Genomic DNA, 12,340 nt, shown 5'->3' with positions numbered 1-12,340 from the left:
TTAGCGGCGATATTCGTCACCACAGTCACCAATCAGAGCGTAGAGGTCGCGGGCCCCGGTCAGCGCGTCCTCGATTTTTGCGTGGTCTTCCGCATCTAGGCTGAAGCCAAAGACGGCGGCATTGTCCTGGCGGTGCTCCGCGATCCCCAGGCGCGCCCCCACGATGACCCCCGCCACGGCGGGCTGGTCGAGGACGTAGCGGACGGCCACATTGGCGAGGCTGACGCGGTGCTTTTGGGCGATCGCCTGCAGCGTTTGCAGCAGGGTTTGGAGCTGCGCCCAGCCGCCCCAGGCATCGACCATTTGCTTGTACTTGCGCAAAGACGCGGTTTCCAGACCCCAGCGCGAGGGTTCCCGCTGCCCCAGGTAGGCCTCCGAGAGCAGCCCACCGGCCAAGGTGCCGTAGGCCAGCAAATGAATGCCCCGCTCTTGGCAAAACTGAGCCATTTTCACCAGCGGACGGCGATCGACCAGGGAAAACTGCACCTGATTGGACACGATGGGAATGCCCTGGTCCAGGATGAGTTGCAGGCGCTCGGTGTCGAAGTTGGTGAGGGCAAGGTGCTTGATTTTGCCAGCTTGCTGGAGGTCGGCGAGGTGCCCGAGGGCGTCGAGATAGGCGCGATCGCGATAGTCCCACCAGTGAAATTGCAGCAGGTCGAGGCAGTCCACGCCCATGCGATCGAGGGAAATCTGAATATTTTCGGTCACGACTTGGCGCGTCATCGGCGCAGGCCGGGGCACCCATTTGGTAAAGGCCTGAATGTCTTTGAGGCTCTCGGGGCCGTGGAGCGCCAGCATTTGACGCCGAAACTCGCCGATGAAGTCCTCGGCCGGACCGTAGTGATCTGCCAAATCCCAGGTGGTAAAGCCCGCCTGGTGGTAGTCCTGCATAGCGGCGATCGCCTGCTGGGGCTGGATGCGGCCGTGGCCCCCGGACACCTGCCACAGGCCATTCAGCAGGCGGCAAATCGACAGGTCAGGGGTGAACTGAAATCGGCTAGCGGCGGGAAGATTCATAGACTCAGGCATCAAGAAATCCAGGACATCAAGCGGGCGGCCCCACAGAGCCCCCTAGGGACAGTATCGGGCGCACTGGGCCAAAAATCGAGCCGCCAAATGGGGCGTCGCGCCCCAGTGGAGGTGGGTATAGGAGGCGTGAAGGGTGGGCGATCGCCAGCCCTCGGGGGGCAGGGGCGCAGGGTCGTCGTAGCGCGTCAGGGCGTAGAGGGGCTCAGCAGGGATCTGGCTCAGGCTCGAGCGGTGAAACTCGTGACCCACCACGGTTTCGCCCGGTGTCACCAGGGGGCTCGCGTGCTGGGCCGTCCCTCGCCGGTAGCCCAGAGTCAGGCGATCGCCCATGCGGGCGTGGCTCGGCAGCGCCCCCACCATCTCCCAGGCGCGCCCCTCAAAGTCCACCACGCTTTGGCACAGGTACATCAGGCCGCCGCACTCGGCATAGACCGGCATTCCTGCCTGGATCGCCTGAGCCACCGCCTGCCGCGCGGCCCTGTTGTCCTGGAGCTCGGCGGCAAACATTTCTGGAAAGCCTCCCCCCAGATAAAGCCCCTGAGCCCCCGGCGGCAGCGCCCGATCCGCCAGCGGACTCCAAGGCAGCAGTTCGGCCCCCAGATGGGTCAGCAGGTCCAGGTTATCGGCGTAGTAGAAGCTAAAAGCGCGATCGCGGGCGATCGCCAGCCGCACCGGTTGTGGTCGGGGTTCAAGATCTTCAAACAGGTTGGCTGATTGGGACTTCAGCGCCAGTAGGGGCAACAAGCGCGACCAGTCAAAGCAGGTCTCTCCCAAGTGGGCCAGGCGATTGACCACCTCATCCAAGGCGGGCAGCTCATCGGTGGGCACCAAGCCCAGATGGCGATCGGGCAGCCGGATCGCGTCGTGGCGATGCAGCACCCCCAGCACCGGCAGTCCCAAGGGCTCCAGCGCACTCTTGAGGAAGGCCAAATGGCGATCGCTCCCCACCCGATTGAGCACCACGCCGGCCAGCTTGACGCGCGGATCGAGGCTCTGGTAGCCGTAGGCGATCGCCGCCACCGATCGCGACAGCCGCCCCGCATCGAGCACCAGCAGCACCGGCAAGTCCAGCAGCCGCGCCACGTGGGCCGTACTGCCCTCATCAGAAGCGATCGCAGCTCCATCAAACAGCCCCATCACCCCTTCGATCACCCCATACTCTGCCCCGCCATGGGCCGCGAAGCATCGCTGGACATAGGGTTCACTGGTCAAAACCGGGTCTAAATTTCGGCAGGGTCGCCCCGTCAGATACCGATGAAACATCGGATCGATGTAGTCGGGACCGACTTTGAAAGACTGGACCGACGCTCCTCGCTGCCGCAGCGCCGCCAACAGCGCCAACGTCACCGTTGTTTTGCCGACTCCGCTCCGCTCCCCTGCCACTACCAACGCCATGCTTTTCCTCGGATCTGGGCGATCGCGCAACCGCTCCCCAACTTATCACCATTTTGGCGGGGCCGAGCCCCGCCAAAATGGGCGGAGACCCTGCCCCGCCCGCTGCTTTTTTGAGAAGTCCTGAGGTTATGCCTGATTGCGCAGGCGCAGCATTTGCGCCGTTACTGCCAGACTCTCCTCATACAGGAAATCCCGGCCCCACCGCTGAAGCTGCTGCCCCAGCAAGAACTCCGCTTTTTGGTCGCTGAGAGCCGTTACCTGCTCCGTCCGCGAAGACTGGGCGCTGCCACCCGCCTCCATGCGCATACAGCCCGTGGTTTCCGAGCACAAAATCGTATTGCAGTCCGCATGCGGATTGGTAGACGAGAGGCGCAGACCGATCAAGTCTCCAGACACCTCCCCCCAGTCTGCCGTCGGCACCGCTGCCAGCTCCGCCTCAATGGGGCGATCGCCCGGTCCCTGAAACCAAATATGGCTCAGCTCATAGTCATTCTCCAGCGACTCGGTGTAGCGCAGGGGCTTCCAGCCCAGTCGACTCGCCAGCCAGCCCAAATACATCAGGGCTTGAGCCGCATTGCCTTTTTCGTAGTCAATAGTCACCCGATCGATCTCGACCAGGGCCTGACGACGCTCTGGCGGATCAAAAGCCGCTGCCGCCAGCTCTTGCCAGGGCGAAAGGCGGTGCCAATTTAAATCCGCCACGTAGGTTTCAGATTCAAGCAGCTCCTGCATTTTGAGAAATTCTGACTCAGGATCGCTGAAATAACTCGAATCTAAAATCAGACAATTACAGACTTCGGCCAAAAGCTTAAAGAGCGGCTGCTCAGGATTGGGAGTGGCCTTCCACCAAACAAACTTCGGCAAATCCGAGATCATCAAGGACTCAATCAGATCCCCCGTTTGGGCCAGCGACTGTTTGTCACCCCGGAGAGAAATATATTCACAGCAAATCAACCGGCTGCCGCTTTGCTTTTGCACCGGGCAGTAGGCTGAGACCTGGACGCTGATGCCCTCTTCCACCCCAATTTGAGGACACAGAGTAATCACGCGGCAGGGGTTTTGGGCGGCGATCGCGCTGCTGAAGTTGAAGCCGCGCTGATCCACGTTCGTCACCGGCGTCGGTCCCCGCTGGCCCATCTCCGCCCGTAGGCGCTCCAGGGTCTCTGAGTCAATGCGTCCCGTCACCCGCAGACCATAGGTAATCTGGGCCTGACGGACCGCCTCTTTGGTTTTGGGGCCATAGAGCCCATCGATGGGGCCATCGTAGAACCCCAAAGCTCCCAGGGTCTGCTGAAACTCCTCCGGCTCATATACCACCATCGTGAACGTGGTAGCGCGGGTTGCTGAGTGGTTCCCCTTTTCTCCACTTTGGCTCCGCCAAATCTGGCTCAGCTCAGCCTCAATTTCATCCAGGGAAATGCCTTTGGGCTTTTGCAGAGCAAAAATTGGAGTTGTAGTCATAGGGATTTTCCTTCATTAGATAATTAATTGAGTTATTGGAGGACTTTAGGAGCGATCGCTATAAACGCCGCCAGCGACGACCATCTTGGTTGAGCAGCATCTCCGCCTCCACCGGTCCCCACGTTCCTGCTTCGTACAGCGACACCGCATCAGGGCTAGCAGGCGCATCCCACACCGACAGCAGCGGCGTCAGCACCCGCCACGACGCTTCCACTTCATCGCCCCGCGTAAACAGCGTTTGGTCACCCAGCATGCAGTCGATCAGCAAACGCCCATAGGCATCGGCATTGGCCTGCCCAAAGGCCGTGTCATAGCGAAAGTCCATGTCCACAGAGCGCGTTCGCAGCGACGTTCCCGGCGTCTTCACCTCAAAGCGCATGGAAATCCCTTCATCGGGCTGAATTCGCAGAGCCAAGACATTGCGATTCATCTGCCTGGCCGCCGACTGAAACATCAAAAACGGCACTTCCCGAAAATGAATCGAAATCTCGGTTACCTTCTTGGGCATGCGTTTGCCCGTCCGCAGGTAGAAGGGGACCCCCTGCCAGCGCCAGTTATCGACAAAAAGCTTGAGGGCCGCGTAGGTGGGCGTTGTCGACTGAGGCAGCGCTCCTTCCTCTTCGCGGTAGGCGGGCACCTGCTTGCCGCCCATCCAGCCGGTGGTGTACTGGCCGCGCACCGCCGACGCATCGATGTCGTTGATGTCCGCTAAGCGCGCCGCCTGAATCACTTTGACCTTTTCGGTGCGGACGCTGTCGGCATCGAGGGAGTTAGGGGGCTCCATGGCCGTTAGGCAAAACAGCTGCATTAGGTGGTTTTGCACCATGTCCCGCAGCGCGCCAGAGGTTTCGTAGTAGCCTGCTCGCCCTTCGAGGCCGACGGTCTCTGCCACGGTGATCTGCACGTGATCGACAAACTGCCGGTTCCACAGGGGCTCAAAGATGGCGTTGGCAAACCGGAACACCAAGAGGTTCTGGACCGTTTCTTTGCCAAGGTAGTGATCGATGCGATAGATCTGCTCCTCGGCGCACACCTGCTGCACGATCCGGTTGAGGGTTTTGGCCGAGGAGAGGTCATGGCCGAAGGGCTTTTCGATCACGAGGCGCTGCTTGGCGGGATCGGTCAGCATGCCGGCAGCCCCCAGCTGCTGGGTCGCTTCGGCGAAGAAGCGGGGCGCTACAGAGAGATAGAAAACGCGGTTCCCGAGGGTGCCGCGCTGTTCATCGAGTTCGCTCAGGAAGGCTTTGAGCTTTTGATAGCTTTCGGACTGGTCCATGTTACCAGCGCAGTAGTAGAGGCCTTTGGCGAAGTCTTCCCACTGGGCCTCGGTGCCGATGCCACCACCAAATTCTTCGACGCCTTCGCGCAGATGCTCCCGAAAGAAGTCGTGGCTCCAGTCGCGCCGAGCCACGCCAACGATGGTGAGTTCGGCAGGGAGTTTGCGCTCTCGCTTCATTTGATAGATGGAGGGCACGAGCTTGCGCTGGGTCAGGTCACCGGAAGCACCAAAAATGATGAGGATTTGGGGTTCTGGAATTCGGTCTTTTTGGAGTCCAACGCGCAGGGGATTCTCGAGCAGGGTGACCATAGAAAGTAGTGAATAGGACGAAGGATGGAAGGCGCAAAGGGGCGGAGCAGGCAAGGGCCAGGTCTTCTTCTTCTTGCCTTGCAGTCTAGTACAGGTGAGCGGAAATGGCTGTATCGGGCGATCGCCCTTTGGGTCGCCTCTTCACTCACTCGCGCCCGTCCCAGGGGCGTAGCTTGTGGCGCAGAGTTGACAGGGAGCGATCGCCCTTGGGGCACTAGGGGCCTACACCGGCGACAGGTGATGCACTTTTTCCTCCAGGGACTGCATCAGGGTATTGAAGGGCTGGACAAACTTGTCGATGCCTTCTTCGAGTAGCTCAGCCATGACCTGGTCGAGATCGATGCCCAGCTCGGGCAGGGTGGCGATCAGGGTCTGGGCCTGGGCCACATCCTGCTCTAGGCGATCGCCGACGTCGCAGTGATCGACGCAGGCCTCGATGGTCTCGGGGGGCAGGGTGTTGACGGTGTCGGGGCCTACCAGGGAGTCCACGTACATCACGTCGCTGTACTGGGGATTTTTGGTGCTGGTGCTGGCCCACAGGAGTCGCTGCACCTTGGCGCCCCGGGCTGCCAGGGCCTGCCAGCGATCGCTCGCCAAAATCTCTTTGTATTTCTGGTAGGCGACTTTGGCGTTGGCGATCGCCACTTTGCCCAGCACCGACTCCAGCTGCGCCTTGCGGCTCAGATCATCGATCCCCACCAGGCGCTCGGCAATTTGCTGGTCTACCTTGGTGTCGATCCGGCTCAGGAAAAAGCTCGCCACCGAAGCAATGTGATCGATGGGCTGTCCGTCCGCCACTCGCCCCTCTAGGCCCCGGATGTAGGCCCAGAACGTCTCCACGTAGCTGTCGATCGCAAACAGCAGGGTCACGTTGACATTCAGGCCCGCTCGGATCGACTGCTCCACGGCCAGCAAGCCCTCCGGCGTGCCGGGGATCTTGATCATCACGTTGGGCCGAGCGATCGCCTCAAAGTAGCGGCGGGCTTCCTGCACCGTCTGCGCCGTATCGCGGGCGATCGTCGGCGGCACCTCGATACTGACATAGCCATCCAGGCCGTCCGTGCGATCGTACACCGGGCGCAGCACGTCACAGGCCCGCTGAATATCCGCAAACACCAGCGCCTCATAGATTTCCGGCACCGAGTGGCCCGCCTTTAGACCCGCCTCGATATCCGCATCGTAGATTGCGTTGCCTTTGATCGCCTTCTCAAAAATCGCCGGATTTGACGTGATCCCCGAGATCCCTTGCTCCTCCACGAGGCGCTTTAGCGCCCCAGATTCGATCAGATCCCGAGCCAAATTATCCATCCAGATACTTTGGCCATGGGCGTTGATTTCCAGCAGATGATTGCTGAGAGTCATGAAATCGCTCCTTGTCACGAACTTCCATCTACAACGGAGGGGGCCCCGTCTAGACGAAGGGTTTACGAGCGGGCTGCGATCGCTGCTTCCTCTTCCTGACGGCGCTTCCAGTCCTGAATAAAGGACTCCACCAGCGCCACGTCCTCTTTGCTACCAATCACTAGCGGCGATCGCGCATGGAGCCGCTCCGGAATCACATCCAAAATATCTTGCGTCCCCGTGCTGGCACGGCCGCCCGCCTGCTCCATCAAAAACGCCAGAGGCGCCGACTCATAGAGCAGCCGCAGCTTGCCCTCCGGCTTCTTCACCGTACCGGGATACAAAAACACCCCGCCCTGGAACAAAATCCGGTGAATATCCCCCACCAGCGCCCCGCTGTAGCGGCCCGTATAGCCCTCGTGGCGGTGGACATAGCGAATGTATTCCCGAATCGGCTCCTCCCACTGCCAAAAATTCCCCTCATTCACGCTGTAAATGGGGCCGTGGGTCGGCACCTGCACATTTTCCTGGGACAGAATAAATTCGCCCAAGCTCGGGTCCAGCGTGAACGCATGCACCCCATGGCCCATGGAATACACCAGCACCGTACTGGGACCATAGAGAATGTAGCCCGCGCCGATCTGCTTGTGGCCCGCCTGGAGCAGGTCTCGGGCCGAGCCGTCCTCGTCATTGCCCTCTTGCTTACGAATCGAAAAAATCGATCCCACATTTAGGTTGATATCGACATTCGATGAGCCATCAATGGGGTCATAGAGAAGCGTATGGCGACCAATGGGGCAATTCTCAGGAATGTAATAGGGCTCCTCCATCTCCTCCGAAGCAAGGCGGCACACAAGCCCACTCTGCTTGAACACCGCAATGAACACGTCATTGGCGTAGACGTCCATCTTCTTGACGGACTCGCCCTGGACATTGACCTCCCCTGTCACTCCCAAAGCCCCTTCTAGGAGGCCTGCACGGGTCAGGCGACGGGAAATCAGCTTGGCAGCTAGGCCAATTCGGTTCATCAGGGCGCTGAGCTCTTGGGCATCCCCCGAAAAGCTTTGGAGCTGCTGCAGCACGTGGCGCGAAAGCGTGGTGCAATCTCGATCTAAAGCAAGCTCTTGAACCACTGGTGGGTTATCAGCCACTACCATCCTCCCGTACTGTGCATTTCGCAGGTGTCTGCAAGCCGGAGACTCTTGGGGGGATGTGGAGGAAAGGCCGTGACATTCCAACCCAAGCAGCCCGCCTCACTGTGAATCCTGAAGTCTGGCTACGCGGGCAATTTCAGGCATAACCAGCCTCACTTCCTATATTAGGGAGGCATTTTGAAAGCAGCACCTAACTTTAGATGAACTACAGAAATCTGGAGAAATCTGGCGATCGCAGGATTCGCGCAGCCGTTGACTTCTCCAGATTCCTCTAGAAGGAGTAGCGCAGCCAAAAGGGGAAAGTTCTTAGCGATTAGGAGCGATATAAAGGTTGAGCTTTTGCTTGAGCACCAGCCAAAAAAACAGCGGATCTTCGAGCAGGTAGCGCCGCCACAGGCGATGGGGCTCCATGGCCAGGCGATACAGCCACTCTAAGCCAGCAGCGCTCATCCACTGCGGCGCGCGCGACAGGCTACCGGCCTCAAAGTCGATGGTTGCTCCAATGGCTAGGAAAATCCGCACGTTGGGCAAGCGATCTTTGTACTTGTGGATCCATTTTTCTTGCTTCGGCGCACCCACACCAACCGCCAAGACCGTTGCCCCCGACTCGTTAATCAAGTCAACAATGGCGTCACATTCGGCTTCATTTTTCTCGAAGCCAAAGGACGGCGAATGGGCGTCCACAATGATGTCGCGGCCTATTTTGGCGTTGATCCGTTGCTGGGCGGTGCGGGCGACGCCTTCGCGAGCCCCCAGCAAGAAGATCCGAATGTCGGGGTTGTGGCGATGGTATTCGTAGAAGGCGGGAAACAGATCAGAGCCGGAGATCTTTTCGCGCAGGGGCGCTCCGAGGAATCGGGAGACGTAATAGAGGACTTTGCTATCACAGACGCGAAAGTGCGCTGCTTGATAGGCTTCCTGGAACTCGCGATCGCTTTGCAGCTTGATTAGATGATCGACGTTGGGTGTGTAGACAACTCCCTGGTCGAGGTGTTCAAGCAATTCGTTCAAAGAGACGTTATCCACTTGAACATTCAGGATGTTAATTGCGTCCATTTGCTCCCTCATTCCCGCGTTTAAGACTGTCTTTGGAGACGCGATAAGCTGGCTTGCTTATCAACCCTGATGTGATAGGAGATCGGCTGCTGAACCAGGTCTCCCGAAGCGCTGGTCTAGAGGCGACGGGTTGTCCGTGGGATCTAGCGCAGGGCCTACAAAGTTGCTCTAGGGGGCAAAGGTGGTGTGAAGCAGTCTACGGAAGTTTGGGCTACCGGATCTCGGGCGTTGGATGGGCCGCCTGAAGACTGGATAGCTGTCCGGGCGATCGCGCTTTGGGGGCGACAAAGGAGCGATGCTGCCGCCCGTAGCGCGTCAACACTTTCACAGAGAAGCTTCTCTTTTAGGGTGCCCAATTTACATCCGTAGTCTCATAGAAAAACGATCCGCCATACAGCGGATCGTTTTTCAGAGCTATTTCGTGCTGGAGGCCTAGAATTTGACTAAAACGCCGGGTTCTTTTTGGAAAGGCAGGACATCGAGGGTGTCGAGGCGGGCACAGTAGCTGAGGTCTTCGTAGCAGCCGAGGCGCAGGAGACGCTGGCCGTGGCTGGCAAGGTGAAAGAGGCCCAGCAGGTCTCTTTCCCACTGCTGAAAGAGGGCGATCGCGCCGACGGCTTCGTCGTTGCCGATCAGGTCAGTTGGCTTTTCGCCGGTTTCGGTGAGGAGGCTGTGGGCGATCGCGCCGGCACAGGCCGTATCTTCGAGGGAAAAGCTTCCTTCCCATCCTGAGCCGACAATCCAGACGGTTTCGGGCTGGGTACGGATGAGGTAGTCGACCACCGATCGGCGATTGACCATGGCGGCCGTCAGCACGATGGGCGCGTTTTGAATGCACTGGAGGGCGCGGGTGCCGTTGGTCGTACTGATAAACAGGCGACAGCCTTCAACAATTTGCGGCGTGCAGTCGAGGGGGGAGTTGCCCAGATCGCACCCAGTCACCTTAGAGCCGCCACGCTCGCCGGCCCGCAAACGCTTTTCGAGGGGCCAGGACTCACTGACGCGCATGAGTTCATCGAGGTCACGGAAGGCCTGAACGGCTTCTGCGCCAGAGGCGATCGCAGTGGCAATAGTAGTGGTTGCCCGCAGTACATCAACCGCGATCGCGCAATCGGGCGTCTGGTCAGCGGGAACGAGTTCTGGAGTGTGGTAAACAAAGACCTTCACGACCGGACTGCACCTAATAACACGAAACTGCCGGATCTTATCTTAGGGGGTTATGACCTCAATTGCGATCCCTAGCCATCGGTCAACTTGGACCCTAGTTTAGGGTCTAGTAAGGGACAGACGGCAGAGCCACAAACGCTTTCCACGCCATCGAGACACCAGCTCAGCGAGCTGAATCTCTCGGGCGATCGCAGCAATTGAGCAACCCCAGGCACCCTGTTATTTGGAACGGAGAGGGTGGGATTCGAACCCACGGTGCTTTTCGGCACACTCGATTTCAAGTCGAGCGCATTCGACCACTCTGCCACCTCTCCTCAGCGCTACAGCTAAGTTTGACAACCGCTGTAGCGCCATCGGCCAATCATTCTAGCACCGAATCGCCGCTGGTCATCACCCGCGCTGCGTCTCGGTCCCCAGGGACTTTAGTGGAAGAAGTGACGCACGCCGGTAAACATCATGACGAGGCCCAGTTCATTGGCCGCGCTGATGGAGTCTTGGTCGCGCAGGCTGCCACCGGGCTGGACGATCGCGGTGATGCCAGCAGCGGCGGCGGTGCGCACCGAGTCATCAAAGGGGAAGAAGCCGTCGCTGGCCAGGGTCGCCCCTTGAGCGCGATCGCCCGCTTGCTCCAGGGCGATCTTGGCCGATCCGACGCGGTTCATTTGGCCCGCACCGACGCCCAGGGTGACGCCGTCTCGGGTGACCACGATGGCGTTGGACTTCACGTGGCGCGAGACCTTCCAGGCGAAGATCATTTCTTCGAGCTCGGCCTCCGTGGGCTGGCGATCGGTCACGGCCTTCCACTGGGTGGGATCGACGGGATGATCGTCGGCGTCCTGCAACAGCAGACCGCCCGCGATCGCCTTCACTGCCTGGGCCGGTCCCGACACCAAGTCCGGCAGCACCAGCACCCGCACCTTGCCTTTGTTGGCCAGGATTTCTTGGGCCTCCGGATCGCAGCCCGGCGCCACAACACACTCTAGGAAAGTTTTGGTCATCGCCTCCGCCGTGGGCCCATCAATGGGACGGTTGAGAGCCACAATGCCGCCAAAGGCCGAGACAGAATCGGCGTCAAAAGCCTTTTGGTAGGCATCCAGCAGGCTAGCGCCTTGGGCCACACCGCAGGGATTGTTGTGCTTCAAGATGGCGGCGGCGGGGCGATCGCCGGGGCTGACAAACTCAGCGATGATTTGGCGAGCGGCCTCAAGATCAACCAAGTTGTTGTAGCTCAGCTCCTTGCCCTGGAGTTTGGTAGCGGCGGCCCAGCCCGTGGGCGTGTTGCCCACCTGGTACCAAGCGGCGTTCTGGTGAGGGTTTTCGCCGTAGCGCAGGGTTTGCAGGCGAGTGGCGCTGAGGTGGTACTGCTCCGGCAGGGTTTCGGCGCTGGTCAGGTCTGCCTGGCGATCCAGATAGGCGGCGATCGCCTGGTCATAGGTCGCCGTGTGGTGGAATGCTTGGCGCGAAGCCGTCTGGCGGAAGGTTAGAGACACTTGGCCCTTGGAGTTGCGCATCTCCCGGATGTAGCCTTCGTACTGAGACGCCTGACACAGCACCGTCAGATGAGCAAAGTTCTTAGCGGCGGCGCGCAAGAGAGTCGGACCCCCAATGTCAATTTGCTCGATCGCCTCAGACAGGGTCACGTTCGGCTGAGCAATGGTTTTCTCAAAGGGATACAGGTTCACCACCACCAGATCGATGGGGCGAATGTTGTTGTCCCGCAGGTTGGCCTGGTCCTCGGGCAGATCGCGCCGCGCGAGGATCCCGCCATGAATGCGCGGGTGGAGGGTCTTTACACGACCTCCCAGAATTTCGGGGAAACCGGTGTAGTCAGACACCTTGGTGACGGGGATACCGGCATCTTTCAATGCTGTTGCGGTGCCGCCACTGCTGATGATGTCAAATTCAAACTCTTCGACCAGTTGACGGGCAAACTCTACCAGCCCGGTTTTGTCTGAGGTGCTCAGCAGTGCTAGGCGTGCCATTGATGCAAAATCCTTCTTCGAAACTGATGCAGTGAAACACGTTTGGGGGAGCCGGACGCTCAATCTGAGCCTGCAAAGCGCAGGAAGCGATCGCCAGAAACAGCAAAACCCGCCGCTTGCGGGTTCTAGTGAATGCTTTGGAGCGCCGTCACTTTCAGTCGCTG

Annotated in this window: 9 protein-coding genes and 1 tRNA gene; all 10 read right to left on the bottom strand. The window is 59.6% G+C overall.

Annotation, left to right across the window (positions count from 1 at the left end):
• Positions 1-1,020 carry an aldo/keto reductase gene (locus GEI7407_RS03770; RefSeq protein WP_041268262.1) on the bottom strand — a complete coding sequence of 340 codons (1,020 nt, stop codon included), beginning with the start codon at positions 1,018-1,020 and terminating at the stop codon, positions 1-3.
• A gap of 54 nt (positions 1,021-1,074) precedes the next feature.
• Positions 1,075-2,427 carry a cobyrinate a,c-diamide synthase gene (locus GEI7407_RS03765; protein ID WP_015170798.1) on the bottom strand — a complete coding sequence of 451 codons (1,353 nt, stop codon included), beginning with the start codon at positions 2,425-2,427 and terminating at the stop codon, positions 1,075-1,077.
• A gap of 126 nt (positions 2,428-2,553) precedes the next feature.
• Positions 2,554-3,888, bottom strand: coding sequence for a glucose-6-phosphate dehydrogenase assembly protein OpcA (gene opcA / locus GEI7407_RS03760; protein WP_015170797.1), 1,335 nt, complete (start codon positions 3,886-3,888; stop codon positions 2,554-2,556).
• Positions 3,889-3,946: 58 nt separating this feature from the next.
• Positions 3,947-5,476 carry a glucose-6-phosphate dehydrogenase gene (gene zwf, locus GEI7407_RS03755; RefSeq protein WP_015170796.1) on the bottom strand — a complete coding sequence of 510 codons (1,530 nt, stop codon included), beginning with the start codon at positions 5,474-5,476 and terminating at the stop codon, positions 3,947-3,949.
• Between the two features lie 222 nt (positions 5,477-5,698).
• Positions 5,699-6,838 (bottom strand): transaldolase, encoded by a 1,140-nt coding sequence (gene tal / locus GEI7407_RS03750; RefSeq protein ID WP_015170795.1) that lies wholly within the window; start codon positions 6,836-6,838, stop codon positions 5,699-5,701.
• Between the two features lie 62 nt (positions 6,839-6,900).
• Positions 6,901-7,974, bottom strand: a complete 1,074-nt coding sequence (gene fbp, locus GEI7407_RS03745) for a class 1 fructose-bisphosphatase (RefSeq protein ID WP_015170794.1) — start codon at positions 7,972-7,974, stop codon at positions 6,901-6,903.
• A gap of 303 nt (positions 7,975-8,277) precedes the next feature.
• Complete coding sequence (locus tag GEI7407_RS03740) at positions 8,278-9,027, bottom strand: WecB/TagA/CpsF family glycosyltransferase (RefSeq protein WP_015170793.1); 750 nt, start codon at positions 9,025-9,027, stop codon at positions 8,278-8,280.
• Between the two features lie 432 nt (positions 9,028-9,459).
• Positions 9,460-10,194, bottom strand: a complete 735-nt coding sequence (locus tag GEI7407_RS03735; protein WP_015170792.1) for a 2-phosphosulfolactate phosphatase family protein — start codon at positions 10,192-10,194, stop codon at positions 9,460-9,462.
• A gap of 229 nt (positions 10,195-10,423) precedes the next feature.
• Positions 10,424-10,508, bottom strand: a tRNA-Ser gene (locus GEI7407_RS03730).
• A gap of 108 nt (positions 10,509-10,616) precedes the next feature.
• Positions 10,617-12,176 carry a bifunctional phosphoribosylaminoimidazolecarboxamide formyltransferase/IMP cyclohydrolase gene (gene purH / locus GEI7407_RS03725; protein WP_015170791.1) on the bottom strand — a complete coding sequence of 520 codons (1,560 nt, stop codon included), beginning with the start codon at positions 12,174-12,176 and terminating at the stop codon, positions 10,617-10,619.
• Between the last annotated feature and the right edge of the window lie 164 nt (positions 12,177-12,340).

Origin of the sequence: Geitlerinema sp. PCC 7407 (assembly GCF_000317045.1) — a bacterium.
In the GTDB taxonomy this organism is placed as follows: Bacteria; Cyanobacteriota; Cyanobacteriia; order PCC-7407; family PCC-7407; genus PCC-7407.
This window is presented reverse-complemented; position numbering and strand designations above follow the sequence as displayed.

Excerpts from the sequence above, each read along its gene's own strand:
- GEI7407_RS03770 (WP_041268262.1), bottom strand. The coding sequence starts at position 1,020 with ATGAATCTTCCCGCCGCTAGCCGATTTCAGTTCACCCCTGACCTGTCG.
- GEI7407_RS03765 (WP_015170798.1), bottom strand. The coding sequence starts at position 2,427 with ATGGCGTTGGTAGTGGCAGGGGAGCGGAGCGGAGTCGGCAAAACAACG.
- opcA (WP_015170797.1), bottom strand. The coding sequence starts at position 3,888 with ATGACTACAACTCCAATTTTTGCTCTGCAAAAGCCCAAAGGCATTTCC.
- zwf (WP_015170796.1), bottom strand. The coding sequence starts at position 5,476 with ATGGTCACCCTGCTCGAGAATCCCCTGCGCGTTGGACTCCAAAAAGAC.
- tal (WP_015170795.1), bottom strand. The coding sequence starts at position 6,838 with ATGACTCTCAGCAATCATCTGCTGGAAATCAACGCCCATGGCCAAAGT.
- fbp (WP_015170794.1), bottom strand. The coding sequence starts at position 7,974 with ATGGTAGTGGCTGATAACCCACCAGTGGTTCAAGAGCTTGCTTTAGAT.
- GEI7407_RS03740 (WP_015170793.1), bottom strand. The coding sequence starts at position 9,027 with ATGGACGCAATTAACATCCTGAATGTTCAAGTGGATAACGTCTCTTTG.
- purH (WP_015170791.1), bottom strand. The coding sequence starts at position 12,176 with ATGGCACGCCTAGCACTGCTGAGCACCTCAGACAAAACCGGGCTGGTA.